The sequence below is a fragment of the Streptococcus sp. ELY_125 genome (assembly GCF_058314535.1).
In genome coordinates, this window is the sequence record NZ_JBZFUM010000001.1 from 1 (window position 1) to 26,236 (window position 26,236).

25 protein-coding genes and 1 other annotated feature are annotated in these 26,236 nt (G+C 42.0%); of the genes, 1 reads left to right on the forward strand and 24 read right to left on the reverse strand.

Annotated elements, in window-relative coordinates; all coding sequences use genetic code 11:
* From AC4HAL_RS00005 to AC4HAL_RS00075, 15 genes are all read right to left on the reverse strand, one after another.
* Positions 1-220 (reverse strand): helix-turn-helix domain-containing protein (locus tag AC4HAL_RS00005; RefSeq protein WP_491092376.1); only part of this gene is annotated, 220 nt, incomplete at its 3' end.
* Positions 221-483: 263 nt separating this feature from the next.
* Positions 484-822, reverse strand: coding sequence for a type II toxin-antitoxin system RelE/ParE family toxin (locus AC4HAL_RS00010; RefSeq protein ID WP_491092377.1), 339 nt, complete (start codon positions 820-822; stop codon positions 484-486).
* A complete protein-coding gene (relB, locus tag AC4HAL_RS00015) occupies positions 815-1,108 on the reverse strand; it encodes a type II toxin-antitoxin system RelB/ParD family antitoxin (RefSeq protein WP_004227383.1) in 294 nt (97 codons plus the stop codon). The genes AC4HAL_RS00010 and relB overlap by 8 nt, the downstream gene beginning before the upstream one ends.
* Before the next feature lie 1,069 nt (positions 1,109-2,177).
* A complete protein-coding gene (locus tag AC4HAL_RS00020) occupies positions 2,178-3,239 on the reverse strand; it encodes an alpha/beta fold hydrolase (protein WP_491092378.1) in 1,062 nt (353 codons plus the stop codon).
* A gap of 704 nt (positions 3,240-3,943) precedes the next feature.
* The gene (gene rlmD, locus AC4HAL_RS00025; protein ID WP_491092379.1) at positions 3,944-5,299 is read right to left on the reverse strand and encodes a 23S rRNA (uracil(1939)-C(5))-methyltransferase RlmD; all 1,356 of its coding nucleotides are present in this window, start codon (positions 5,297-5,299) and stop codon (positions 3,944-3,946) included.
* A gap of 231 nt (positions 5,300-5,530) precedes the next feature.
* Positions 5,531-6,961 (reverse strand): LCP family protein, encoded by a 1,431-nt coding sequence (locus AC4HAL_RS00030; protein ID WP_491092380.1) that lies wholly within the window; start codon positions 6,959-6,961, stop codon positions 5,531-5,533.
* 33 nt (positions 6,962-6,994) lie between these two features.
* A complete protein-coding gene (gene pheA / locus AC4HAL_RS00035; protein ID WP_491092381.1) occupies positions 6,995-7,819 on the reverse strand; it encodes a prephenate dehydratase in 825 nt (274 codons plus the stop codon).
* Complete coding sequence (locus AC4HAL_RS00040; RefSeq protein WP_491092382.1) at positions 7,810-8,292, reverse strand: shikimate kinase; 483 nt, start codon at positions 8,290-8,292, stop codon at positions 7,810-7,812. Before AC4HAL_RS00040 ends, pheA begins: the two co-directional genes overlap by 10 nt.
* A complete protein-coding gene (aroA, locus tag AC4HAL_RS00045) occupies positions 8,285-9,568 on the reverse strand; it encodes a 3-phosphoshikimate 1-carboxyvinyltransferase (RefSeq protein WP_491092383.1) in 1,284 nt (427 codons plus the stop codon). The genes AC4HAL_RS00040 and aroA overlap by 8 nt, the downstream gene beginning before the upstream one ends.
* A gap of 749 nt (positions 9,569-10,317) precedes the next feature.
* On the reverse strand, positions 10,318-11,616 hold the full coding sequence (locus AC4HAL_RS00050; RefSeq protein ID WP_491092384.1) for a polysaccharide deacetylase family protein: 1,299 nt from the start codon (positions 11,614-11,616) through the stop codon (positions 10,318-10,320).
* Between the two features lie 195 nt (positions 11,617-11,811).
* The gene (gene rplT / locus AC4HAL_RS00055) at positions 11,812-12,171 is read right to left on the reverse strand and encodes a 50S ribosomal protein L20 (RefSeq protein ID WP_491092385.1); all 360 of its coding nucleotides are present in this window, start codon (positions 12,169-12,171) and stop codon (positions 11,812-11,814) included.
* Between the two features lie 50 nt (positions 12,172-12,221).
* Positions 12,222-12,422: a 50S ribosomal protein L35 gene (gene rpmI / locus AC4HAL_RS00060; RefSeq protein WP_447452206.1), complete on the reverse strand. Its 201-nt coding sequence runs from the start codon at positions 12,420-12,422 to the stop codon at positions 12,222-12,224.
* 39 nt (positions 12,423-12,461) lie between these two features.
* Positions 12,462-12,995 (reverse strand): translation initiation factor IF-3, encoded by a 534-nt coding sequence (infC, locus tag AC4HAL_RS00065; RefSeq protein ID WP_491092386.1) that lies wholly within the window; start codon positions 12,993-12,995, stop codon positions 12,462-12,464.
* 12 nt (positions 12,996-13,007) lie between these two features.
* Positions 13,008-13,135, reverse strand: a sequence feature (ribosomal protein L20 leader region).
* A 23-nt stretch (positions 13,136-13,158) separates the two neighbouring features.
* Positions 13,159-13,839, reverse strand: a complete 681-nt coding sequence (cmk, locus tag AC4HAL_RS00070) for a (d)CMP kinase (protein ID WP_447452208.1) — start codon at positions 13,837-13,839, stop codon at positions 13,159-13,161.
* A gap of 1 nt (position 13,840) precedes the next feature.
* On the reverse strand, positions 13,841-14,446 hold the full coding sequence (locus AC4HAL_RS00075) for an SAG1386/EF1546 family surface-associated protein (RefSeq protein ID WP_447452209.1): 606 nt from the start codon (positions 14,444-14,446) through the stop codon (positions 13,841-13,843).
* 46 nt (positions 14,447-14,492) lie between these two features.
* Here AC4HAL_RS00075 and AC4HAL_RS00080 point away from each other — a divergent pair, with 46 nt between their 5' ends.
* Positions 14,493-14,690, forward strand: coding sequence for a ferredoxin (locus AC4HAL_RS00080; RefSeq protein WP_447452210.1), 198 nt, complete (start codon positions 14,493-14,495; stop codon positions 14,688-14,690).
* Here the strand turns inward: AC4HAL_RS00080 and AC4HAL_RS00085 are convergent.
* The 9 genes from AC4HAL_RS00085 to AC4HAL_RS00125 all read right to left on the reverse strand — a co-directional run bounded on the left by AC4HAL_RS00085 (position 14,674) and on the right by AC4HAL_RS00125 (position 26,225).
* Positions 14,674-15,177, reverse strand: a complete 504-nt coding sequence (locus tag AC4HAL_RS00085) for an EbsA family protein (RefSeq protein WP_491092387.1) — start codon at positions 15,175-15,177, stop codon at positions 14,674-14,676. The genes AC4HAL_RS00080 and AC4HAL_RS00085 overlap by 17 nt on opposite strands.
* Positions 15,178-15,561: 384 nt before the next feature.
* Complete coding sequence (locus AC4HAL_RS00090; RefSeq protein ID WP_491092388.1) at positions 15,562-18,153, reverse strand: GBS Bsp-like repeat-containing protein; 2,592 nt, start codon at positions 18,151-18,153, stop codon at positions 15,562-15,564.
* A 433-nt stretch (positions 18,154-18,586) separates the two neighbouring features.
* Positions 18,587-20,419: a translation elongation factor 4 gene (gene lepA / locus AC4HAL_RS00095; RefSeq protein WP_491092389.1), complete on the reverse strand. Its 1,833-nt coding sequence runs from the start codon at positions 20,417-20,419 to the stop codon at positions 18,587-18,589.
* 388 nt (positions 20,420-20,807) lie between these two features.
* Positions 20,808-21,224: a nucleoside-diphosphate kinase gene (ndk, locus tag AC4HAL_RS00100; RefSeq protein ID WP_491092390.1), complete on the reverse strand. Its 417-nt coding sequence runs from the start codon at positions 21,222-21,224 to the stop codon at positions 20,808-20,810.
* Between the two features lie 297 nt (positions 21,225-21,521).
* Complete coding sequence (locus tag AC4HAL_RS00105) at positions 21,522-22,175, reverse strand: TIGR01906 family membrane protein (protein ID WP_491092391.1); 654 nt, start codon at positions 22,173-22,175, stop codon at positions 21,522-21,524.
* The gene (locus tag AC4HAL_RS00110) at positions 22,165-22,938 is read right to left on the reverse strand and encodes a TIGR01457 family HAD-type hydrolase (RefSeq protein WP_491092392.1); all 774 of its coding nucleotides are present in this window, start codon (positions 22,936-22,938) and stop codon (positions 22,165-22,167) included. The genes AC4HAL_RS00105 and AC4HAL_RS00110 overlap by 11 nt, the downstream gene beginning before the upstream one ends.
* Positions 22,939-22,954: 16 nt before the next feature.
* Positions 22,955-23,686 carry an acyl-ACP thioesterase domain-containing protein gene (locus tag AC4HAL_RS00115; protein WP_491092393.1) on the reverse strand — a complete coding sequence of 244 codons (732 nt, stop codon included), beginning with the start codon at positions 23,684-23,686 and terminating at the stop codon, positions 22,955-22,957.
* A gap of 9 nt (positions 23,687-23,695) precedes the next feature.
* A complete protein-coding gene (hemW, locus tag AC4HAL_RS00120) occupies positions 23,696-24,835 on the reverse strand; it encodes a radical SAM family heme chaperone HemW (RefSeq protein WP_491092394.1) in 1,140 nt (379 codons plus the stop codon).
* A 187-nt stretch (positions 24,836-25,022) separates the two neighbouring features.
* Positions 25,023-26,225, reverse strand: a complete 1,203-nt coding sequence (locus tag AC4HAL_RS00125) for an aminotransferase class I/II-fold pyridoxal phosphate-dependent enzyme (protein ID WP_491092395.1) — start codon at positions 26,223-26,225, stop codon at positions 25,023-25,025.
* Positions 26,226-26,236 lie beyond the last annotated feature (11 nt).

Below are 26,236 nucleotides of genomic sequence, written 5' to 3' on the forward strand. Positions count from 1 at the left end.
TTGATAATTGTGTTTGTCGACGGCCACAGCGCTTTTTATTCGTTTTGTACTGGTCATAGTAATCATAGGCTGAGTGACCTTCTTTTAGAAAGTGGATGACCTTGTAAATGGTTTGCTTAGATCTCTCTAGAGATTTTGCAATATCGCCAACTTTCTTGTTTTCTTGGTAGTAAGCCTCTATCATTACAAGTTCGTTTGTGGTAAGATGGGTGTAGGTCATTTATGGTAGTTCCTCTCAGACAAATGTGGTGTTTATCTGAGCCTATCATAAATGGCTTTTTTCTGTCTAGCTTAATTTTACAAATTGGGTTTATTAAAAATTGCCATCTGCTGTACTGTACTTTCACAATCAACCATTTTTGAATAAACAGTTTAAAAATTTCTAGATTTCTCTTATTAGCAGGGCTTACAATGCAGTACTGTAATATTTAGAAGGAGACTAGTCTTCTTCTAAATATTTCCCCTTCCAAAAATATTCCCTAATTACTTATTAAATAATTTTGCCCAGTTTTGCTTTGAATTCATGATACGAGAAATATAAACATTGTGCTCCTCAATGTAGTAAAAAGCTAAATAATTCTCAATTGGCATGTAGCGGTAACTTTTGCCATCATCAGTTAATTCACCATAACCACGGCTCGCCACACGCGGACAGGCTTCAGGGAAGGTTTCTAAGATTTCTAAAGCTGATAAAATTAAATCAATTTTACCATCAGCAGATTGTTGGCTATAAAAGTTGAGAACAATGTACTCATGAATAGCTTTTAAATCCTGTTTAGCCGCATCAGATAAGGAAACACTGTAACGTTTATGACTAGTCAAGACCAAATTCCTTCCTTACGTCTGCAAGTGCTGTGACCTTACCTTGAGCAATATCTTGATGGCCTAACAGAATCTCTTTCTTTAAATCTTCAAAAGCAATTTGATACTGTGACTCTGGCAAGTCACTCGAAACAAATTCTTTGGCATCAACAGCACCAGTCGCAATCTTTCTTAATGCAGCATTAAAAACATCTGTAAGACTGATTTGCTCGTCTGCTAAAATGTCCTTAGTTTGTTGATAAAAAACAGAATCTGCACGAAAATTAACAGGTTGTGTAGTAGTCATATTAAAACCTCTTGTATATACATTTTGTATTTACATTATAGCATATCGTTAATGCCTATTTCAACTAAAAACTCAGTATACATCGTTCAGCATAGACACTTCCTTCGCTCCCTTGGTGACGAATACAAAAAATAAATGATGAATAAAATTATCTAATGACCCGTGGTGCTAGTTTATTTTTTAGTTCACAAAAAAGTTCATTTGGACTCTGTGTCAGTAACCAAACGAACAGAAGTCATCTCAATGAACCATTTAAATGATACCGCTAAATGCCATTACTTACCATACAATACATACAATATGGAACCATGTGTTCCTCCTATTATCGCCGCTATACGCCAAAGAACTGATACAGCGTCGAAATGTTAACTATTGTAAATTAAGGACAATTCCATTCTTGTCCTTCTAGTGCTTCAAGCTAAACTCGGCATCAATCTCAGCGTCGATTTTATCAACTCTATCAGATACTGCTTGTGAAATTCAAGCAAGAAATCATAATCGAAATCGAAACATATCATAAGGCTCCATCCTACTAATGAAGGCAATGTACGACAAACGCATGAAGAAAATTTTGTTTTCAGATAACAATTTTATAAAAATAAGTTAACCTTCGCTATAATAAAAGTGGAGGATTTTGTTATAGATGAGCTACTAAATTTCTTGGTTACAGTTAGAGATACTCGTGAACCATGGAAAATCAAACACCTATTGTCAAATATCGTTCTCCTCATTTTCTTTGCCCACTGGTAAGACCGAATCTCTCACGATCGGTTTTTGGGGATTGCAAATTGTCCACATTCATTTATTGTCACCAAGTCCCAGATATTGCTTCTTTGTGGCGCAGGTGGAATGTTCTCTTTTCTATCTATCGTTTCTGCTTTTATCAGCCTATCAATCATGACACCTTGGATATCCGCAAGATGCTTATATTTTTCGATGTCCGAGACAGTTCGCCACTCTCCCTTTTTGCATAAGTCCTACGGGGATATCTATTTTCTCCGCTATTTCTTCCTGCGAAAAGCCATGTATATTACGAAGCATAATAAGATTTGTTTTTAACATAATGTCCTCATTTTGATAGCAGCGAGTTTACCTTTTCAATATAGAAAGCACTATGAACAGTATGAATCACATGGTTACTGTCTTCAGTCTCGACCAACTGACAATTTTCACCAATATAAGCCACCGCTCTCTCGGCTTGTTCGCGGGATGCTGCACACAGATATGTTCCATTCTCGTGAACCATCTCCTTTGCATGAATATAGACACAGGGAACTTCTATTGCTGATAATATTTCTTTGTGTGTCAAACCGTGATTCCAGCTCAGGTCATAGAATCGTTCACCGTATGCAAAATCATATTTCTTGGCATATCCAAAAACATACCAAATCGAACTTGGTAGAAAGCCTATCTGAACAGCCTTATTAGGGTTCTTCTGATGTTGCTTTTGTGCATAGTTAGCAAGTTTCGGCATGGCATCCGGCATATATAGCTGTCCCCAGTAGCAGTGACGGAGGTAATAAGTTTCCCAACACTCTGCCTTATCCGACTCATTGTAATCATGCAAAGGCTTATACGCATCTTTGTAAGCAAAGCTGTCTTCCCAGCCTTCTCCATCAGTAGAAAATACTGGTGGATCTTCCAGCACTGCTCCAGCTATGTTTTGACCGCCGTATGCTGCTACATACGCTGCCGTGATTGCTCCGTTGGAGTGTCCAGCAACAACGGTAGGCTTGCCGATAACATTATTGATAAACCAGATCAGATCGTCACCATTCACATCAAGGTAATACAGACTTTCATCATGTGATGATTCCCCGTGTCCATAAATATCAACAGCGTAAATATGCCAATTTTTACTGAATTCAGGCATGACAAGTGCATAGTCCTGCCATATACTCATCTGTCCATGGATTAATAGAAGGGCAGGTTTATCATTGTTCACTTCACCATAATTGATGACATTACCACTCGGAAGAGTAACTTGTTTTTCCACTGCACCTGCTGTATTCAGCGCTTTCATATACCTGTCATACCAATGGATGTTGCGATACCAATAAAGTCCGAAGGCTATCGCAACTATGGCGGCAATAATCAGAATAATAATCAAAATGATTTCTATCGCTTTCATTTTACACCCTCTTTCGATAATTTCTATACTAATTTTACTCGAGGGCATGCGTAGTTTCTACCAACCAAACACGGCATATTTATATGACTTCTGTAAGCTTTAATTGCATTTCATGCTATAAACAAGCGACCTCCATCATTCTGATTGACTCACCAACACATTCTTATTTCAAGCCTTCCCAACCTTTACATCTAATCCGCTCACTCAGCGATAAAAAACATCCAATCCATAGCTTAAACTATGTGAAAATGGTCAAAATCGACTCCGAATCAGTACGGTTGATAAGTTCACATGAAGCGTCAATCACAGCCACTGACGAAAAGTTCAAATCCCAAAAAAGCCCTGAATTCAAGGCTTTTTATCTCTTTCGCCCAAAGGTTTCTGGGCTTTCACGAGCAAAACTACACACTCCGCGGTTCGCTGTTTCCAATCGTTTCGCCATCTTATTCTTTACTCTTGGATAGCTATCGCATGAGAAAATCATCTACTTTACTCAATTATCAGATTGTACAAGCAGTAATATTGGCTCAACTTTTTCAGCTCATTTATAGTATTTAAACATACCAATAAACCATTTAACAGAACCAACTGTTAATCTAAAAGTCAATCTTATCAATCTCATTAATCTTATCACTCCACTCTTTTCTGAATTATTATATCATGAAAATAGCAAGAAATCCCCACTCCTTTAACCTGCTGTTATCCTAGAGTTTTTCTAGCAAACTTACTGCCTCAACGTGATGCGTCATTGGAAATAAGTCTACTGGTTGCACTTTTTTGAGTTTGTACCCCAGTTCTTCATAAAGCTTGATGTCACGCGCCATAGTGGCTGGATTGCAGGAAATATAGGTAATCTTGCGGGGCTGCATGGCAGCGCTGGCTTTGATGAAGCTTTCTGTTAGGCCTTTGCGCGGTGGGTCTACCAGAATGACATCTGGCTGGATGCCTTCTTTGCTCCACTGGGCCATGGCATTTTCAGCTGAATCCGCCACATAATGGGCATTGGTAATGCCGTTTAGCGCAGCATTTTTCTCAGCATCCTTGACCGCTCTTTCAATCACTTCAACCCCATAAACGGCCTTGACTTGCTTAGCAAAGGAGAGCCCAATCGTCCCGATACCTGAGTAGGCATCAATCACCACATCATTGGGAGTCAATGCTGAGAAATCAATAGCTGTCTGATAGAGCTTTTCAGCCATGACAGTGTTGACCTGATAGAAGGATTGGGCGGAAATGGCATAACGGTTACCAAGCATGGTGTCCTCAATGATGTCTGATCCATATAGGGTGCGGAAGTCAGGTCCAAGGATGGCGTTGGTATTTTTGTCATTGATATTTTGGATGATGGACTTGACGGCTGGGAAGGCGGCAACGATCTTCTCAACCATCTGCTCAATGCGGAAAACTTTTGAACGTGTGGTCACGAGAACCAGCATCATCTGACCTGTGTAATGTCCACGACGAACAACGAGATTGCGGATAAGACCGGTCTGCTCCTTCTCATCATAGGCCTTGAGGTCATAACGACGCAGCAAATCACGTGTGAAATTAATAAGTCTATCAATTTCCTTATCCTGAATATAGAAATCCTCGATAGGCATGAGGTCATGTGAATTCTTGCGGAAAAAGCCTGTTTCCAATTGACCGTTGACGCGCCGGACAGGTACCTGAGCCTTGTTGCGGTAGGCCAATGGATTGTCCATACCAAGCGCATCAGCCACTTCCACATCTGAAATCCCTGCTGTTTTGTAGAGGTTATCAGCAACCTGCTTGGTTTTAAACTTAAGTTGCTCACTGTAGGCCAAATGACCAAAATCCGCAATACCTGTGCGCAAATAAGCTGCATCTAAGTCCTGATTGCGGTAAGGTGATGTGGTCAGGTATTCTTCTACCTTCCCATAGCCAATATTCTTCTTGACCTTGAGCACACGCATGCGGATTCTCTCATTAGGCAGGGCGTTTTCAACGAAAAAGACAAAGCCATCAACCTTAGCAACACCTTGTCCTCCGTGGGTTAAATCAACAATTTCAACCTCTACACTATCATTCTTTCTTAACATGGATTTCTCTTTTCTTGTTTTTGCTCTGCTATTATCAAAAGAAAAGGGGCAGAACTTATCCTCGAAGAGTCTTAAATTCTCACCTCTAATCCTTTATACATCTGCTTTTAAGACGCAGCTGTCTGATTAAGTTTTCTAGCATCTTCCAGCCCAAAAGCAAGGCCTTTAATGAACTATAGGGAAAAGACGGCAAAATAGATTTCTTCCTTGCCCCGTTATCTCATAAACACATCAGCGCATTCCCATGTCCTTCAGCTCGCCTCTATAGTAATCAAAATCAATAGACAAACCTGCACCGCCGTACATATCAATATCATCAATCCAGTCACCATTTTCTGGCATAGTACGCTGATCAATCCCCTTAGCCGCATCGGTCATAATAGGGACGCCGTTCTTAAGCAAGAAACTGTAGGGCATATTGGTTGAGGTTAGTGCAAAAATTTTACCAATGGCTTCTGAACCTGAGAAGAGCTTGGAGACATTCTTGGTCTGACTGATAACCTCTGACATCACCTGCTGCTGGCGCTTAGTACGACCAAAATCTCCCTCGTCATCCTTGCGGAAACGGGCGTAGTTAAGGAGTGTCCGTCCATCCATCCTTTGCTTACCGACAGCAATCGTCTGTTCGGGTGTAACACCATCCTTAGCATTGAGGTCATCGGGTACCTCTACCTCTGAAACTTCCTGACCATCAACCGTCGCAAACTTGGCATCAATATTTACCCCCTTAGGAAAGAGGGTATCAATAGCTTCTGCAAAGGTTTCAAAGTCCAGCATCACATAATACTTGATTTTTAAACCAAAGTTATCCTTAAGTGTCTGCCGCATGTATTCAGCCCCTTGGTTGCCATCTTGTTCTCCAAGATTGAAGGCAACATTGAGCTTTTGGTCATAAGAATAATCGTCTGCACTGACCCCATCAATATGAACTAGGGTATCACGCATGAAACTAACCATTTTGACCTTGTTATCGCTATTGCCAACATTAACAACCATAATTGTGTCTGTTCTGGCATCAGACTCTCCTTGGGTTATTCGCTTATCGCTACCTAAAATGAGGATATTAGTGCCATCTGGCGCATCCTCACCGTTGAATTTTTCCTTAACAGCGGCACTGTATTTACCATTGTTTCCATTGACAGCGGCTATCCCTCGGTAGAAACGGTAGCCCATGCCAGCAATCACGACTAGACAGACAAGCCCCAGCGTTACCAGAAGCCGCTTGACCCAGATGCGCTTATTCCTAGGTCTGCGACCATGGGGTACTCTGGTTTGCTTCCTATCTGATGGACCAGTCACAGCACTTTCTCTTTGCCTCGCCTGTCTGCTTTGATAAGCCGAGTGGCGGTCATCATAGACTGGCAGCCCTTGTTCGGTATAGGCTTGTTCTTCATAACCGTAAGCTCCAGAATCATAGTCATCATAACTATCACCGTAAGACTGCTGGTACCAGTCACTGGCGCTGGCAGGCTCCTCGTCGTAATCATAGGAACCAGAATCTGAATAGCCCTGTCGCAGACTGCGGTAGTATTGATTATAAGTTTCAACCTTGTTTCTTAGATAATCATACTCAGCCTGCTCCTTAGGTGACAGATAATTAATATTGCGCATCAGATAGTGATAACGCAGCTCCTCATGATGTGTCAGATTGTGGTTTGCCATATCTTCTTTCTTTGTTCCTTATTTATTCCTTCTTCAAATAACATAAACCGCATAGTCTCCCAAGACCTTATAGCTAATGCCCAAACTAGTCAATTCTTCCAAGGCAAAAGCGACTAGATCCTCAGCTCCCTTGTCCAAATCGACAATGAAGAAGTATTCCCCCAGAACCGTCTTCAAAGGGCGGCTTTCAATCTTAGTCAAATCGATTCCCCGCCAAGCAAAAACAGACAGAGCTTTGTACAAAGCCCCCGGTAGATTATCAGGCAGGGTCAACGCCAAAGATACCTTACTGGTCTGCGTCTCAAGCCTTAATTGAGGTTGCTGATGTCCCAATACCCAAAAACGAGTGAAGTTCTCATCAATTTCCTGAATATCCTGAGCAATGATAGTAAGGCCATACTCCTGTGCAGCCACACTTGGAGCGATAGCGGCATAAGGACGATCGGGATGTTCAGCAATAAAACGAGCGGCATAAGCGGTACTCGCTGTCATTTCAATAAAGGCCTGAGGATAATGCTGACGGATATATTGCTTGCCTTGGGCAATGGCTTGCGGGTGCGAAAAAATCTTCTCAATTTTTCTATCACTAGCAGCTGCCATTAACTGCTGCTTGATCGGTTGAACTAATTCCGCCACAGCCCTAATTTCTGCCTGATGGAAGAGATAGTCCAGCGTTTCATGTACAGATCCCTCTATCGAGTTTTCCACTGGAATAATAGCAAAATCAACTTGCTTGTTCTCATAAGCCTTGATTACATCCGTAATATTAGCAAAAGATACTAAATCAGCTTGAGGAAAAGCCTTGAGCGCCGCACTATGGGTAAAAGAACCGCTGGGGCCTAAAAATCCTACAGACATCTAATTATCTCCGCTACTTCTTCTGGTGTTTTATCACTAACGTTAATCGTCACAGTTGCCGCTTCTTCATACCAATTCTGGCGTCCATCAAAGATAGCCTTGAAATCTGCCTTACTATTATTAACGAAGAGCGGACGAATATTTTCGCTATCCTTGGCAATTCGATTGTAAAGGATCTCAAAATCGGCTTTAAGGTAGATAGTCTCTGGATTAGCCGCTAAAACCTGCCGGTTGGCTTGACTGACAACAACACCGCCACCCGTTGAAACGACCTGATCTGTTTTGGCCAATTCGGCCAAGGTTTGGGACTCAATTTGTCGAAAAGCTTCCTCTCCCTTTAGAGCAAAAAACTCAGCAATGGACATCCCAATTTTTTGAGTGATCAAACTATCCATATCCAAAAACTGCGCGTCCAATAAGCGTGCAACACTCGACTTACCAGATCCCATAAATCCAATCAAAATTTTAGCCATTGATAAGTCCTCTCAAATCAGCAAAAAAGCTAGGATAACTGGTATTGATTGCCTCTGGCCGCTCCAGCTCAACACTGCCATCCCTGACTAACAAAGCTGCAATAGCTGCCATCATACCGATGCGATGATCTCCATAAGTATTGACCTTAGCACCATGCAAGTCACTTCCCCCTTGGATAATCATACCATCATCAGTCGGTCTAACATCTGCCCCCATACTATTAAGAACATCCGCTACAACCTGAATACGGTCAGTCTCCTTTACCTTGAGCTCTTCTGCGTCACGAATAATGGTTTGTCCCTGTGCCTGTGTTGCTAAGAGGGCAATAATAGGTAATTCATCAATCAAACGAGGAATAATATCACCTGCGATTTCTGTACCGGATAAGTCTGAACTTTCAACTGTAATTGTCGCCGATTTAGCGATGTGATCAACACAACTGAGAGCAATTTTTCCTCCCATTGCCTTAATAACATCAAGAATCCCAGTTCGGGTTTCATTAATACCGATATTTTCCAATACAATTTTTGAATGGGGTGTAATCAGACCTGCCACCAGCCAAAAGGCAGCACTGGAGATATCGCCTGGCACAACAACCGTCTGAGCCGTTAACTCTTGACCGCCAGAAACATGAATTTCCTTGCCATTAATCTCAAGCTGACCGCCAAACTGAGCAATCATGTCCTCAGTATGGTTACGAGTCTTCTCCTTTTCGATAATAACAGACTCGCCATCTGCCTGCAAGGCCGCAAAGATCAAGGCCGATTTGACTTGAGCCGAAGCGACAGGTAATTGATAGCGGATCGGTTTTAATGAGTGACTCCCATGGATCCTTAGGGGCGGTAGGTCCCGCTCAGTTTGTCCAGAAATTGTGACCCCCATTTCTCGTAAGGGGATAGAAACACGATCCATAGGACGTTTGGACAGACTGTCGTCACCGTACAATTCTGCCGTAAAATCTTGACCGGCCAAAACACCGGAAATCAAACGAATGGAAGTGCCTGAATTCCCCATATCAAGCCGCTTTGTTGGCTCCTTGAGACCGTAGAAGCCAACACCATGGATTGTAACAAGGTTACCATCGTCCTCAATCTCAACTCCCATCTCTCGAAAGGCTTGCATGGTTGATTGAACATCTTCACCGCGCAAAATATCACGAACAGTCGTTATCCCTTTGGCTAAACTACCAAACATAATAGAACGATGACTGATTGATTTATCTCCGGGAACACGGATTGTTCCTCGTAAATGTCGCACATTGGTTTCAAGTTTCATAAGCGGCTCCAGTACAGCAAATTTATATCCTTATTTTACCATAAAAAAGAGGTAAATTTCAGATGATCACCATAATTTTCCTCAGCTCTGAATCTTCAACAATACAATCTGCTCCAATATGCAAAAAAGATGGCTATTATCCTTCTTTTACTGTCTTCCCTATCATAAAGCAGCACTGACAGACACAATGACTCCGGCTAGATTGTTCTAACTCTCAAGAGGACTTGACTAACCTGTCATCAAAAAGAAAGGGGGAATGGGGATCTTAGGATTAGAGTCAACCGCCCGATCTAGACCCTAAAAATAGCTGTGGAGTTTTATGAAGAGCAATTATCAGTGGTTGCTTTTATTGATATTGATGAAGAAAAAATTAATATCCAAAGAAAAGCACGATCAAACTAAACAAGACCAGGAAATAATCGTGATTTCACACATCCGCCTCAGAATCAGCTGCAGCCGGAAGTTGCGTAAAAGTTCACCAAATCCGATTGTTTTTACATCAACTCTTGATACAGCGATTGGATGATGGCTGAGGCCAGTGACAGCTGATATGATAACCTTACGGCTCTTAGATCTGAGAAACCTTTTAAGGTAGAAAGCAGGCAAGGGGGAGCTGGATATTATAAGTCAACGGCCTATCATAAGATTTTCAAAGGGCATAAAAAAACTGAGACTGTGGCATATTCTCCAAGAGTTAGACTAATAATCTAACGATTGGGAGCCCGTTAGCCAACATATCTCAGCCTTTATCAGGCATAACCATACAATTCACTGACAGTCACAAACTTATATCCTTGTGATCTTAGGTATTCCAAAACTGCCGGCAGAGCATTAACTGTCGTTGGGTGAATATCGTGCATCAGAATAACGCTGCCGTCCTTCACCTGTGACTTTACCTGACTTAAAATAGCCCGCGTGTTGCGATTCTTCCAATCCAACGTATCAACATCCCAAAGTACCTGATAGAGATTTGTTAAACTCCGCACCTTATCGTTGGTAGCACCGTAGGGCGGACGCAAAAGCTTAGGTGCCTGACCTGTTGCTTTTTCAATCGCCTGGCTTGTTTGGGTAATCTGCGCAGAAGCTTGATTAGTCGGCAGTTTGTTCAATTGAGGATGATTCCAAGAGTGGTTACCAATGTTATGACCAGCCTTTAATTCTTCTTTAAGGATACTTTCATTACCAGCAATACTTTGCCCAACGACAAAGAAGGTGGCCTTTGCCTTGTACTTCTTCAAAATTTTAAGAACCTTTGGCGTCGTAACAGGATTAGGACCATCATCGAAGGTCAAAGCAACCACATGTCCTGACATCTTCTCCTGTAAACCAGCCCCATGCTTATAGGATTGGTAGGCCTGCAAGTCACTATCCTTCAAATAGTTAGGATTGAGAATATCATAGAGACTAGTAACAGCAATCATAACTTTTTGGCTGCCGATAGATAAGACCAATTGCGACTGACTATAGCTAAAAGCGATCTGTGATAACTTCTCCTTTTTAAAGACCGTCAAGACCTTATCTTTCTGCTTCTTACTGATCCCTTGGACCTTAAGCGCTGCTTCAATTTTAGGCAATAAGGCTGCCCTTAAATCGGTCGTTCGTGACAGCAGATCTGTCAGTTTCAAAACGGTATGATCCGATTTGAGTAAAAAGGTCTTAAGCGTCTTGCTTTTTCCTTTGCGCAACGACGCTCCCCGCTTATAGTAAGGGTGTTCATAGAGTTTGGCCCGCTGAACACCTCTCAAAGCAGAATCCGAACAAGCCATACCGATAAATTGATAATCGCCATCCTTAGCCGTTTTAGCTGCCTTGTTCATAGTTTCTTTTAATCCAGCATAGGCTTTTCCTTTATCATTACAAGGATAGTAAAGCCAAGTATCCTGCTGCTTAGCGGCAACAACAGATCCTTGTTTTTTACTAAAAATTTTCTCAGACCTAGCTGCTCGGCCTAAATCCTTCTTAATAGCACCATGCTGGTACAGCATGATTCCTAACAGGCTCACTAGAAATAGCAGGGCTGCCCAGTAGCGATACGATTGCTTATTCACCTTGTCCTCCATTCCAATATTACCATTATAGGTTAATTAAGCAAGAGCTTCAAGAGACAATCAGAAATCCATGGTAAAAACAGCCTGATTCTTAAAGCTAAAACGCAAAAAAAAACAGGAAGGCATTTTCCACAATCGACACTAAATAAAAAAACTCTTAGATTAAAAACTAATCCAAGAGCCACTCAAATAAAATTATTTACCAAGTTTTGCTTTAGCTGCATCAGCCAGTGCTGTGAAAGCTGCAGCATCGTTAACAGCTAAATCTGCCAACATTTTGCGGTTAACTTCAATTTCTGCCAATTTCAAACCGTGCATTAATTGTGAATATGACAAACCATTCATACGAGCTGCCGCATTGATACGAGTAATCCATAATTTACGGAAATCACGCTTTCTTTGACGGCGGTCACGGTATGCATAGTAGTAAGAGTTCATTACTTGTTCTTTTGCAGTGCGGAACAAGATGTGCTTAGCACCATAGTAACCTTTAGCTAATTTAAGTATACGTTTACGGCGTTTACGTGAAACAACGCCACCTTTAACACGAGCCATTTATGTATTTCCTCCAGATAATTCTAATAAATTTTTAACAACCATGCAGCTTATTTCATACGAGTAAGCATTGATTTGATACGTTTGAAATCTCCTGAATGCACCATAGCTGCCTTGCGAAGATGACGACGTTGTTTCTTAGTCTTACCGTGGAAACGGTGAGAAGTGTAAGCACGGAAGCGTTTCAAGCCACCTGAACCTGTACGTTTAAAACGTTTAGCTGATGCACGGTGTGTTTTTTGTTTTGGCATTTTAATGTCTCCTCTTTAAGTTTAATTAATTGTAAACCCCTACTTCTTCTTATCAGGGATTGGCGCCAATTGCATGAACATTTGGCGACCGTCCATCTTAGCGCGTTGCTCAATAATAGCGATATCTTGCGTCGCTTCAGCAAAATCTGCCAAGACTTGGGCTCCAATATCCTTGTGAGTAATCATCCGCCCACGAAAACGGATAGAAACCTTAACCTTGTTGCCCTTTTCCAAGAACTTACGGCCATTGCGAAGCTTAGTGTCAAAGTCACCCTTATCAATAACAGGACTGAGACGAATCTCCTTAACCGTCACAGTACTTTGTTTCTTGCGCTGCTCCTTTTGTTTCTTTTGATACTCAAACTTGAACTTTCCATAGTCCATAATCTTAGCAACTGGTGGAGTTGCCTGCGGCTGAATCAAAACGAGATCAACATTAGCATCATCCGCCGCTGCCTGTGCTTCAGACAAGGGTTTAATGCCCAGCTGATCTCCGTCAAGCCCTACAAGGCGAACTTCACGAACGCGAATTTCATCATTTATGAATAGATCTTTCTTTGCGATGACTTTCACCTCTTCATTCTTTGAGAAAAACGAAAGCGGACTTGACAAACCAAGCCCGCACTACATAGTATTTCATCTTCTGAAACTTGACATGTAGAGCCAGACAACGTTAGTCGCAAGGCGAGAAGCTCTCACTTCTGCTTTTCTCATTACCAGTAGTATAACATTCCTACTAGGGCATGTCAATAATTTTCTTTGCTTTTTCTGAAATAAAATCAACCACACCATCAATCGATACCCCAGTCGTATCAAAAGTAATGGCATCATCTGCTGGTTTTAAAGGAGAGACTTCACGGTGACTATCCTTATAGTCACGCTCAGCAATCTCTTGCTTGAGCTGTTCAAAATTAGCCGCAATCCCCTTAGCCTGATTCTCTTTGAAGCGACGCTCAGCTCGTTCCTCAACAGATGCAACCAAGAAGATCTTTAATTCAGCATCTGGAAGGACAACTGTTCCGATATCTCGCCCATCCATAATAATGGCTCCGTCTGCGGCAATTCGACGCTGCTCATCAACTAATTTTTCACGAACCTGTGCCAGTGCCGAGACAGCTGAGACATGGTTGGTCACATCATTCTGACGGATAGCCAAGGTAACGTCCTCGCCACCTAGGCTGACAGTCTGACTGCCATCAGCCGCTTTGCCAAAAGCAATAGGATATTGGTCAATCAATTTTAATAAGTCATCGACCTGCGACAGACTAATATGATATTTAAGTGCCAAATAAGTGGCACAACGGTACATCGCTCCTGTATCTAAATAAGTATAGCCAAGATGATTAGCAACAATCTTGGCTACAGTACTTTTTCCGCTGGAAGCAGGGCCATCAATAGCAATTCTAATTTGTTTCATCTTAGTTTACATAAACCTCATCGCCGGGATTCGCATACCAGTAGCCTTGAGTCATATGCTCAGGATTCAATTCTCTAAGTTGTTCAACTGAGATACCAGCACGCGCTGCGATAGCTGCCTCTCCCTCTCCCTGTTCAACAGTAATTGTTTCACCATTACCAGATGAAGAAGACTCTTCTGTTGATGAGGACTCGCTACTACTTTCCTCCGATGGTGCTTGGCTGCTTGAGGATTGCTCCTTCTCAGATTTTTGCTTAGACTCTGATTTAGAAGCGCCATAGAAACTTGAAGTAGCCTTTGTTTCATTACTACCTCCATTTGACGTGTAAAAGACAAAGAAGAGAATCGTTACAACAATAACAAAGAAAGCACTAAGTAGAGCTGTCAGGACAGGAGTACTGACAAAGGAAGCGCTGCGGTTACTTCCGCGGCTGCCACCTGAGCGGTGTTTCCCAATAACGATATCATCATCTTCCTCTTCTTCAAGTTCAACATCCCTTACTTCTGCGTCTTCAATTTCCTCAGTCTCTGCAATTTCTTCAGTTTCTTCTACGTCTTCGACTTCCTCAGTTTCCTTAATTGGCGTTTCCCATGGTTTCCTTGACATCTCGTCCTCCCTTGTAAAAAAAATAAATCCGTACTAAAATAATACTATGAAAGTTTCAATTATTCCAGAAAAATGTATTGCCTGTGGTCTCTGCCAAACTTACTCCGAGGCCTTCGACTATCATGATGACGGTATCGTCAAATTCACTGACAGCGATCAGCTTGAACAAGTTCTGCCGGACAATCAGGCTAACCTTTTAGCAGTGAAATCCTGCCCTACTAAGGCCCTCAGGATTGATTCCTAAGCGAGGGCTTTTCTTTTTTGTCATTTTGGTAAAGTTTAAAATAATCCAGACTGTCTGAATGATCAAGCAGCTCTACTTCTCCCTTGAAAGCTGGATTAAGCGCCAGATCATCTAGGAAATATTTTTTAGGCCACTTGCGCATATAAAATAGTCGAGACTTGCCATTAGTAAAAATGAGACACAGGGTTGTTCGTGTCACCTCAACCCGCTTGATACTAGCAATATCAACCTTGAGTGGTTTCAAAAAGTTAAGAGAAATAATCCAAAGCTTATTATCTTCACTAATCACAAAATAGCGGTGAAACCCTAATCCGACAAAAATCATGAAGAGAGCAACAAAAGTCAGTCCTGTCCGTGGGACAGAAGCCCTTTCGTAAAATAAAGACATGGCAATAAAAATCGGAATAAAGGTAATAGACCAGTAAATAATAGACCAAGACAATTCCGGCTGCCAATGGTATCTAACTTTTCCAAATATCTTTATCATAGTGGCCCCTCCATACCAATTTATTTTACCATAAAAACAAAAGATTGCCTATCGCAATTTAGAAATTCGGCAAATCATTCTCCCACCGCCTTCAAAAACTGCTATGTTCCACCTTGAACAAGACTCCCCTACTCTGACAAGTTTTCTCAACCAATATAAAAAATGAGTTAACTTTTGCAGAGTAAAAGACCACAAGTCACAGAGCAAAAAAAGCTGTTACTACCCATTGGATTCATAAAACGCCTTAAACTAAATATATAAGCTGGCCTTAGACACAGATAAAAACCTATAATACTGCGCACAAGCACTATCTTTGTCCCCTAGCAAAAAAGAAGGCAGTTGCCTTCTTTAAACTTATAGTCAAAAATGTCTGTGACTTAACTCTTAGCTGAAACGGCGGATATAATCGATATTTTCATCAAGATTTCCTGCCAGCTTGCGCGAAACACTGGTATACTGCCATGCTGCTGCATCAGAGTAGAGACTGTATTCTTGGGCTGTGTTTTGAGGCAGGTAGGTATAGCCATTGACATAGTGGGCAATCCACATATTTTGCATCCCCAGCTGCGAGGTATTGAGACTGCCGCCGCGCGTATCCAGCCAGCTAGCCATGGTGTAGTAAACTAAGTTATTGTAGCCCATTCCCTGCATAGCTGCCGTCCAAGCAGCCGTATTAGCATTGATATTATTAAGCATTTCACTGCTTTCCATATCGTTAACCATGACCGTATTTGATGATAATCCATAAGATTTGGCCACATTAACAAAATAAGCTGCCTCTGCCCTGGCTTCATCAGCATTAGTGTAGCGGGCAAAGTGGTAAACAGATACTTTCATTCCAGCTGCGCGGGCATTAGCAATTTGGCGAGCAGCATAAGGGTTAATGTAGCTGGTACCTTCTGTCAATTTAACAACTACACCCGTAATGCCTTGGTTTTTCAGAGATTGATAATCAGCTACAGAAATATCACCGTTGTGGCTGCTGACATCAACAAAGTAACCAACTGACTGCTCCTTTTGGAGGCTGTATTTTCCTAAATCATGACCGCTTTGACTGCCATCACGATAAGTCACATAAGCATGGACCGTATAATTGCCCTTGATATACCCATGAAGCTTCTCATCAACATAAACAGTCGCTGAACCGTTAGCCACCCCTGCTTCATACCAATGAAGGTTGGCTTGGTTATCCTGAGACCAAACTGCAACGGCAAGCTTGCTAGCCTGCTTAGAAGTTGCTGTATCATTTAACACTACCTGTAAAGTACCACCTGCTTCATCATGGTTTTTAACAGCTAGGTCTGCGTTAGTCGGTACAATTGTTTTATCCACATTAAAGGTTGTTGAGCCAAGTCCTGTCATACTGCTATCTGCCAGAGCACTAACACCATAGATATGAGCAGTGTAGCTTCCTGTTTCATAATTGTGATTTTTCAACTGAACAGTAGCCGTATAGCTACCATCGGCATTTTTAGCGGCATCATACCAGATAAGATCATCTTGATCGTTTTTATTAGTCCAGACAGGGACTTTCACAGCAGTGATATACCGAGGAACATCCGTGATTTGAATAGCATAGCTTGTGTCGTTTACCTTATTAGCTTTAGCATTAGCACTAGGCTGAGCAATAGTGATAGTTTGAGCATTAAGGCCGACCATTTGGCCATTTTGAAGGGCATAAGTGTGGATATTATAAGTTCCGTAACCACTGTGATTACTGTAAGGGGCAGCTACCTTCCCATCACGATCGGCACTGTACCATTTTAAATCATCCTGACCGCCTTGTTCGGACCAAACAGCATAGCGAACACTGCCCAGATCAGTCAATGTATTAGAAGAAATTCCCAGTTCAATACCTGCTGAGCCCAGACTAGCTTTTATGTTATGGCGCGCTTCGGCCTTAGGTGCCTCAGCAGTCACCTTATAATCCACGCCTGAAGTCGCAGATAGACCAACCAAACTGCCTGTAATGGCACTTTGGCCATAAACATGAATGTTATAGTGACCCAAATCATTATGATGATCTGCTGTTCTAAAAGACACCGTGTAGGTAGTAGGATCTTTCTGGGTAGCTTGATACCAAATAATATCATCCTGATCATTTTTCTGAGACCAGACCGGTACTCGGATAGCTGTAATATCACTGCTGACATTACCAATCGTTACTGTGTAATTCCCCTTTGATGTCTCTTCAATCTTGGTCGTTACCTTAGAAGGAGAAACATCAGCAGTTCTTCCATCACGTCCGATGTCGCGTCCCTTAATATTAGAGTAGGTATGAATGTGGTAAGTACCATAAGACTTGTGCTTAGTTAAATCAATATAGGCCGCTCCCTGAGCATCCGCGCGGTACCAAACCAGATCATCCTGATCACGCTCATCTGACCAAACCGCAAAGTTAACAGATTCATCAGCCACCTTGGTTTTGTTATAACGAATGGTCATTGTCCGGCCTGAAACCGAAACGCTAGTCGTTTCGGTAGGGGCTTGAGGCTGAGCAGTATTAGAAGTTCTGGCTACTGTTGCCGCAACACTAGCCCGATGAAGAGCGGTATTCGAATCAGGGATCGGAGCGCTTCTTACAGCAGATAGTGCTTGTTCCTGATTACTTTGAAGCTCAGATTCAACCTCAGTCGACTGGTAATTCTCCGAATCAAGGGCTGTATCCGACGTAGACTCACTGCTTGTCACTGCTTTTGAAGAAATCTGTGAATAAACACCAGCACTTACTGGCTCTGTTTCCTGTACAGTTTCCTCATTTTGATGAGTGTCATTAGGTGCCTGCTCTGACTCCTGCCCTTGCGAGCTAGTGTCAGCTGGCAAGGCTGCCTGCTCAACAGCTACCTCTGCTGGCTCACCAGCAGTCGCTGCCTGACTTTCCTCTGCAGCGACTACTGTGCTTGTTCCTAATACTGTTAAGGCCGCAGCACTGGCAATCACCCAATGCTTTTTGGCTTTATACATTCGTTTTCGCATTCTTCCTAATTCCTTTTTAATTTGATTAATGAAGTTAGTTTACCATAATCGACCAATATCCACAATAGATAGAACTTTCAAGGCTTTTGGAAGTTAGTCCAAGACCTCCTAAAGATTACTGAAAAAGGAGACCCACTCTTCAAGGAAACAGCTGCTTTCCTCTCCTATAACACTCATAGTCCAGATTTCATTAGCTAAAGGAGTCCCTGCCTGGCTGAATTTCCTCTATTGATACTCTTTAAAAATCTCATGATCCCCAACCTAATCTGATGAGATGGTTTTCAAGTTATAGATAGAAACAATCAACTAACTTCACAATTATTTATTCGAAAAATAAAAAGCAAGAGGGGAAACTTTCTTGTAAAGTTAACACCATCTTACTTTCTTTTTATAGCAGATAAACACAATAAGAACTGATGCAAGATTTCTGCATCTATTTTTTCTCTTCTTCATCCATACTGAGGACGCTGAGGAAGGCTTCTTGCGGCACTTCTACTGACCCAATGGCTTTCATACGTTTCTTACCAGCCTTTTGTTTTTCTAAGAGTTTACGTTTCCGAGAAACATCACCACCGTAACACTTGGCCAGAACGTTTTTACGAAGCGCCTTGATATCCGAGCGGGCTACAATTTTTTGACCAATAGCAGCCTGAATAGGCACCTCAAACTGCTGACGCGGAATAATCTTTTTGAGCTTCTCAACAATCAGCTTACCACGCTCATAGGCAAAGTCACTGTGGACAATAAAACTGAGGGCATCAACCTTCTCACTATTAAGGAGAATGTCCATTTTAACCAACTTGGACTGGCGATACTCAGATATTTCATAGTCAAAGCTGGCATAACCGCGGGTTGATGATTTAAGTTTATCAAAGAAATCAAAAACAATCTCAGCTAACGGAATTTGATAGATAACATTGACACGGTTATCATCAATATATTCCATGGTCACAAAATCCCCACGCTTGCGCTGACACAGCTCCATTACTGCGCCAACATAATCTTGAGGAACCATGATTTGAGCCTTGACAAAGGGTTCTTCGATGGTGTCGACCCGGGTAGGTTCTGGAAACTCTGAGGGATTTGATACCTCAATCAGCTCACCATCCGTCGTATTCACATGATAGACAACAGACGGGGCCGTCATGATGAGATCGATATTAAACTCACGCTCCAAGCGTTCTTGAATCACATCCATATGCAAGAGGCCTAAAAAACCACAGCGAAAACCAAAACCGAGGGCTTGAGAGGTCTCTGGTTCAAACTGGAGACTAGCATCGTTGAGCTGGAGCTTCTCAAGAGCCTCGCGGAGGTCATTATATTTATTTGACTCGATCGGATAAAGTCCAGCAAAGACCATGGGGTTCATCTGCTTATAACCATGGAGGGGTTCAGCAGCTGGATTATCCGCAAGGGTAATCGTATCTCCCACGCGCGTATCTGCTACGGTCTTAATCGAGGCAGCAATATAGCCAACATCACCTGTCGCTAAGTAATCGCGCCCGACAGCCTTAGGCGTAAAAATTCCCACTTCAGTGACATCAAAGGTCTTGCCATTACTCATGAGCTGGATCTTATCACCTGGTTTAACCATACCATTGACAATCCGGATTTGAAGAATAACCCCACGGTAGGCATCGTAAACAGAGTCAAAGATAAGCGCCTGTAATGGAGCTTCAAGATCACCTGTCGGAGCTGGAACCTTTTCTACAATCTGCTCAAGAATTTCCTCGATACCAATGCCTGCTTTGGCGGAAGCCAGAACCGCTTCGCTGGCATCCAGGCCAATGACATCTTCGATCTCTTGGCGCACACGCTCAGGATCGGCAGCAGGTAAGTCAATCTTATTAATAACAGGCAGAATCTCTAGGTCATTATCTAAGGCAAGATAGACATTAGCAAGGGTCTGGGCTTCGATCCCTTGAGCTGCATCAACAACCAGAACTGCACCTTCGCAGGCAGCTAACGAACGCGACACCTCATAGGTGAAGTCCACGTGTCCCGGTGTATCGATCAGATGGAAGATGTAAGTCTCGCCATCCTTGGCAGTATAGTTGAGCTGGACAGCATTGAGTTTAATAGTAATACCGCGCTCACGCTCCAAATCCATACTATCTAAGAGCTGGGCTTGCATTTCACGGTCTGAGACCGTCTCGGTCTGCTCTAGGATTCGGTCAGCCAGAGTAGATTTTCCATGGTCAATATGGGCAATAATAGAGAAATTCCTAATTTTCTCTTGACGTTTTTTCAATTCTTGAATGTCCATGTCAATTCCTTGTTATCAGTTTTCTAGTAGTACTATTATAGCAGAAAATCAGCTGAGAACCAAAGTAGATTTGTTGGGGACTCATACTTAAAAAACTCATCAGAACTAAGCAAATTCTTGGAAGGATCCGTTAATGCTGAATTTTCTACACTAAATCCTATAGGAACTTGGCTAAAGGCCTTGTTAGTTCATCTGTCAAAGTATAGTTGACTTCTTCGGCTAACACTGGCAAGGTAACAACCTAATAAGGTTAACAGACCTAGCAGCACAAATACAGATGTATATCGTGAGATTTCAAAGAGTATCCGTAACTTTTTGCCAATAGACTAAGCAGCACTTAAATAAAAAAACCTAAAGCTGATTGCTCCAGATTTCCTATGAAAATAACTTATTCCCCAAACCAAATACTAATCTCACGTCGAGCGGACTCCAGAGAATCCGATCCATGAGCGATATTTTTTATCGATTGCCCCGGCTCTGCCCCTAAAGCAAAGTCACCACGGATGGTACCTGCCTGTGCCTTGGCTGGATCTGTCGCCCCCAGCATATCGCGCCAAGCCTGCACAGCTCCAACACCTGCAAGTGTTCCAATAATAACAGGGCCACTCATCATAAAATCAGCAATCGAAGGAAAGAAAGGCTTATCTACCAAGTCTGAATAATGTTTTTCTAAAGTGGTACGCTCAATCTGACACTGCTCCAAGCGTGTCAACTGAAAGCCACGGCGTTCAATACGATGCAAAACCTCACCTACCAAGCCTCGCTTGACCGCATCCGGTTTTAAAATAAAAAAAGTTTCTTCCATACCAATCTCCTGTTTCAAATTCTATTTATATTATAACAAGCAATTTCAGAAAATTCCACGATATTTACATCATCGCTCATACTTTTCCCAGACATTCTGAGTAACATCTATCGGAGCATTGCCATATGGGAATTTTGCCAGCTCGTCTTGAGCCAGTAATTAAGTAAGGTTTGGAATAATTCTTCATTCAGTACCAATGCCACACTTCAATATCCTATTTCTACTTAAAAATAAACTGTCATAAAAGCAGCAGCCAATATAACCTTATCCCACATGGCTTTATTTAATTAAACCGCTTTACTTGGACACTTTTTCCTTTGAAATATAGTGTTGATAACTTGTCCTCGCTAATAACCAAAGGCTTATCATCAGAGCTTCATAAATCACAAAAAAGATGATAAAGCAATGCAGAAAGTACTCCTCTGGCAGCACCCAAATAACGGGATCCGTATAAGGGTTGAAGAGCCAGTTGTTAGCCCCCGGAAAAAGCAGCTGGTGAAAAAGGGTGAAAAAAGCTTCAAAGCCTATCAAATAGCCCAAAATCCCGATAATAGGAAGCAGGGCAATCAGAGCCAACCAAAGACGGCCAAACAGCCAGAAAGATTGAGACTGCCAGTGTCGTCGCAAAAAATGCAAGGCAGGCCAGAACCCTAGAATAAAGACTGCTTGAGCAAGATGAAAGAGGTGTTTAACGTCGCGAAAATGAGCTAAACCATCCTCAGAAGAAGGAAAGTCTGCCATTTTGAGCTGACCGATCCAAGGCAGGGTCAGATAAGCCATAAGCTGATTGAAATTTTTTAACAGGGCTTGGGTGGACAAATCAACTGTTGGCGCCAGCCTTAACCAGTGATTTTCCAAGGGGTAAACAGCCCATGCCAGGTAGATAGTCGCAAGTACAGCAGCACTTATGAGCCAGATAGCAGATAAACCTGCGTATAACTTATCTTTCATCAAAATCCCACTCATCTAAACTGGCTAAAATATGACTGGGCTGGATCGGCAGTGTGGGAACTTCCTCAGGCTTTGTAAAACCTGTCGTTACTAAAAGGGTCGCAACATCATTCTTAATTCCAGCCATAATATCCGTCATATAGTTATCCCCCACCATGACCGCTTGGTTTCGAGCGACACCCAGACGCTCCAAGGCCTTGTTGATAATGATAGCTTCTGGCTTGCCAATAATAACTGGTTTGATGCGTGTTGCCGCCTCCAACAGCGCCTGAATAGAGCCCGCTCCCGGCAATTGGCCGCGCTCTGTTGGAATATTGAGATCGGGGTTGGTCCCGATGAAGAGCGCCCCTTTTTGAATCGCTAAAGTTGCTGTCACCAGCATTTCATAGGTTAGATCACGATCCAAGCCAACCACGACATAGGCTGGATTAACCTTGTCCTCGGTATAACCAGCCTCTGCAAGGGCTGACTTGAGTCCGACCTCACCGATAACGTAGGCTGTCTTGCCTCGCGCCATATCATTCATGTAATCAACAGTTGCCAGCGTCGCTGTATAAATGGTCTCCAGCGGGGTCTCCACATGAAACTGGTCAGCCAGCATGTCCTGCACCATCTCAGGAGTGCGCATAGTGTTGTTAGTCACCAGCATATAGGGGATATTTTTTTCCTGCAAACGGTGGATAAAGCGCTCCCCTGCCGGAATACGATCCTTACCGCGATAAACTGTCCCATCTAAATCAATCAAATAGCCTTTGTAGGTCATCTCTTTCCCTTCCATTCTAGTCTTTTTCCCGCCACTCAATCACAGCTTGGGCATGCAGACCGTCGTTGGTACGGATTTCGTGTCTAGTGGTCAGACCGTCCTGCTGAACAGCCGACAAAATATCACTACCGTAGTGAATTTCCTTGACATATTTAAGATCAACTGTTTTAGGAACATGTTTCTTAAGAAAGTCTACATCAAGCGCTTCGTACATCCACTCCAGATACTTGCTGTTATTGACATGACCATTCATGTCGAGGTCCAAATAGCGCACATGAAAAAGGGTTTCTGTGGCATCTTTCAGGCTCTGATATTTAGGACCGCGTATCATCTTTTTGATTTTTTCTGACTCATAAGGAGCAACAATCTCTTCTTTGACGGATACGACCTTACGGCTGTCATAGTCCATGAGAACAAAGGTTGATGCGATCTCTATAATTTTATGTCCATCCTCACCATAGATGTAAAAATTACGATAGCAAAAGAGCTTATTATAAGCGACGGCCTCTGTCTCCACAGTAATGGTCTCAGCGTAGCGGGGCAAACGCTCAATATCTAACTGGTAGTCCGTAATGACCCAAACTAGATTAAACCGCTCCAGCAGCCAGTCATCTGTATTGCCCAAGCTTTCGGATTGCAAGCCAGACACCTGCAGGGCATAAGACAGCAAATGGGGCAGCTTAACCTGATGGTTAATATCACTTTCATAAAACGGAATTTGATAATTTACCTTGAATTTTTTTCCCATAAGATTCACTCATTCATTATCTAGTATAAAGGCTTCTGCAACGGTATCTCCTAAAAAGAGGCCTCGTTTGGTCATGCGCAAGCGATCTCCCGTCACCTGCAAGAGACCGTCTCTAATCAAGCCATCTACGGTCTGGCCGTAGCGCTCCTGAAAATTTTCTTGGAACTTCTCTTCAAAATGAGAGATAGATAGACCAGATTTCTTACGCAATCCCAGAAAGAACTCTTCTTCCATCATCTCAGCCTTGCTTAGAGTTTCCTCATGCAAGCGTGAATGACCTTCTGCTGCAATAGCTTTGAGATAGTGCTGGATAGGACCGCGATTGCGGTAGCGAACACCATTTAAATAGCCCGATGCACCCGCGCCAACACCATAGTATTCCACATTATCCCAGTAGACGAGATTGTGACGACTCTCATAGCCAGGTTTGGAAAAGTTAGAAATCTCATAATGTTCAAAGCCATTCTTCTCCAATTCATTGATAATGTAGTGGAACATATCCGTCTCTAAATCTTCGGTCGGCAGATTGAGACGGCCTCGACGCATCTGGTTCATAAAGACCGTATGGTTTTCCAAAATCAGACTATAAAGACTCATATGGGGAATATCCAATGACAAGGCCTTCTTCACGTTTGTCTTGACCTGCTCCATGGTCTGACCTGGCAGGGCATAGATCAGATCGATCGAGATATTGTCAAAACCCGCTGCCTTAAGGTCACGAATAGTCGTATAAATCTGGGCTTCATTGTGACTGCGGCCGATACGCTTGAGCTCCTTATCATCAAAGGTCTGTACACCGAGGGAAACCCGATTGACCGCTGATTCTTTAAGGACGTCTATCTTGTCTGGTGTTAAATCCCCTGGATTGGCCTCGATAGTAAACTCCTCCAACCTATCCAAATCGAGCTCTTGCTGAAGATTGGTCAAGAGATAAGCCAGCTGGTCAGCCGTGATCGCTGTTGGCGTCCCGCCGCCGATATAGAGGGTCCGCAATTCATGAATATCATAATGACGGAATTCCTGAATCAGCTTTTCCAGATAATCATCCACTGGCTGGTTCTTAATAAAGACCTTAGAAAAGTCGCAGTAATAGCAAATTTGTGTGCAAAAAGGAATGTGCACATAAGCAGACGTTGGTTTGTTAGACATGGGATTATTATAGCATTTTCACAGACGGAGTTTAAGAAAAAGGGAACAAAATATGAATAGGTGCGAGGTAAACTAAAGGTCTTATAATAAAAAAGCAACTCTAAGGGTACACATCCTATAAGAGTTGCCTCTAAGTATTCTACGAAATTCTATACTTATTGTTCTATATATAAACATAAATAAACAGTTAAAAATTATAAAGTTTTTTAGCTTGTTTTAGCAATTCTATCAAAAGTCGACAGTCATCTAATGTTTGGAATACAGTTACTCCAATCCGTAATCTTGAAGCTCCTCTAGGTACAGCTGGGGATACAAATACTCCTGTATGAATTCCTCCTTTTAACAAATAATCCGCTACTTGCATAGTTGTATCGTTATCTCCAATAATAATTGGAACAACATGAGAAGATACTTGAATATTTACCCCTATCTTATTTAGTTCCTCTACCAAGAATAATACATTTTTTTTAAGTTTTTCTCTTAGTTGATCTCCATATTCCTTGATATAATCAATACCCGCAATAGAGGCAGCAATCGTAGCAGGAGGATTTGCTCTAGATGATGTATAAGTAGGGGCAAAATGTCGAACTTTTTCTGCATCAGTCTTTCTTAATACAGCAAATCCACCAACACTTCCAACACCCTTACTCATAGTTCCAATGTAACAATCAATATCTTCCATAGCATCATAAATTTCAGATACACCTCGACCATTTTCTCCCATGATCCCAAAGGAATGTGCTTCGTCAACAAGAATGCTTGCTTGATATTTTTTTGCAATTTTTACGATTTCATCCATTGGTGCTTCATCACCGTCTGCACTGTATAAACCATCTACCATAATATATTTCTTACCTTGGCAGTCCTTCTCAGAAATTTTCTTTTCCAAGTGTTTCATATTATTATGCTTAAAAACTACATTTTTAGCACCGCTTAATTGTATACCAAGATAAATTGAAGTATGAGCATATTTATCACTAAATACTATATCCTTCTCATCTAGTAATGTGGAAATACACCCAACATTAGCGTGCAGCCCTGACGGAAAGAGTATACTTTCTCTGTCATTATCAGCATATCCCAAATAAGACAGTATTTTTGTTTCTAATGTTCTATGTAAATCGGTATAACCACAGATAACTTGGGAGCCATATGTATTTGTTCCGTAATCATCTATGGCTTGCTTTGCTGCATTCTTTAATACTTGGTTAGTAGCCAGACCAAAATAATCACAACTTCCAAATGCTATAGATTTCATCCCATTATCAAAGACTACTGTATGATCATATTCTTTTATTTTTGGAAAAAACGGATAATACCCTTTTGATTTCCAATCATGAACTTCATCTAAAATATTTAAGTATCTCTCATTCATAATTTTTCCTTTCATTTTAAATATTT

Coding starts and splice junctions, on each gene's coding strand:
- rplT (WP_491092385.1), bottom strand. CDS start 12,171: ATGGCTCGTGTTAAAGGTGGCGTTGTTTCACGTAAACGCCGTAAACGT.
- AC4HAL_RS00020 (WP_491092378.1), bottom strand. CDS start 3,239: ATGAAAGCGATAGAAATCATTTTGATTATTATTCTGATTATTGCCGCC.
- aroA (WP_491092383.1), bottom strand. CDS start 9,568: ATGAAACTTGAAACCAATGTGCGACATTTACGAGGAACAATCCGTGTT.
- AC4HAL_RS00115 (WP_491092393.1), bottom strand. CDS start 23,686: ATGGGAAAAAAATTCAAGGTAAATTATCAAATTCCGTTTTATGAAAGT.
- AC4HAL_RS00085 (WP_491092387.1), bottom strand. CDS start 15,177: ATGATAAAGATATTTGGAAAAGTTAGATACCATTGGCAGCCGGAATTG.
- AC4HAL_RS00075 (WP_447452209.1), bottom strand. CDS start 14,446: ATGTCAAGGAAACCATGGGAAACGCCAATTAAGGAAACTGAGGAAGTC.
- lepA (WP_491092389.1), bottom strand. CDS start 20,419: ATGGACATTCAAGAATTGAAAAAACGTCAAGAGAAAATTAGGAATTTC.
- AC4HAL_RS00040 (WP_491092382.1), bottom strand. CDS start 8,292: ATGGCTAAAATTTTGATTGGATTTATGGGATCTGGTAAGTCGAGTGTT.
- AC4HAL_RS00105 (WP_491092391.1), bottom strand. CDS start 22,175: ATGAAAGATAAGTTATACGCAGGTTTATCTGCTATCTGGCTCATAAGT.
- AC4HAL_RS00110 (WP_491092392.1), bottom strand. CDS start 22,938: ATGACCTACAAAGGCTATTTGATTGATTTAGATGGGACAGTTTATCGC.
- rlmD (WP_491092379.1), bottom strand. CDS start 5,299: ATGTTAAGAAAGAATGATAGTGTAGAGGTTGAAATTGTTGATTTAACC.
- ndk (WP_491092390.1), bottom strand. CDS start 21,224: ATGGAAGAAACTTTTTTTATTTTAAAACCGGATGCGGTCAAGCGAGGC.
- AC4HAL_RS00080 (WP_447452210.1), top strand. CDS start 14,493: ATGAAAGTTTCAATTATTCCAGAAAAATGTATTGCCTGTGGTCTCTGC.
- AC4HAL_RS00090 (WP_491092388.1), bottom strand. CDS start 18,153: ATGCGAAAACGAATGTATAAAGCCAAAAAGCATTGGGTGATTGCCAGT.
- relB (WP_004227383.1), bottom strand. CDS start 1,108: ATGACTACTACACAACCTGTTAATTTTCGTGCAGATTCTGTTTTTTAT.
- cmk (WP_447452208.1), bottom strand. CDS start 13,839: ATGAAACAAATTAGAATTGCTATTGATGGCCCTGCTTCCAGCGGAAAA.
- AC4HAL_RS00030 (WP_491092380.1), bottom strand. CDS start 6,961: ATGGCAAACCACAATCTGACACATCATGAGGAGCTGCGTTATCACTAT.
- rpmI (WP_447452206.1), bottom strand. CDS start 12,422: ATGCCAAAACAAAAAACACACCGTGCATCAGCTAAACGTTTTAAACGT.
- hemW (WP_491092394.1), bottom strand. CDS start 24,835: ATGTCTAACAAACCAACGTCTGCTTATGTGCACATTCCTTTTTGCACA.
- pheA (WP_491092381.1), bottom strand. CDS start 7,819: ATGTCTGTAGGATTTTTAGGCCCCAGCGGTTCTTTTACCCATAGTGCG.
- AC4HAL_RS00125 (WP_491092395.1), bottom strand. CDS start 26,225: ATGAAAGGAAAAATTATGAATGAGAGATACTTAAATATTTTAGATGAA.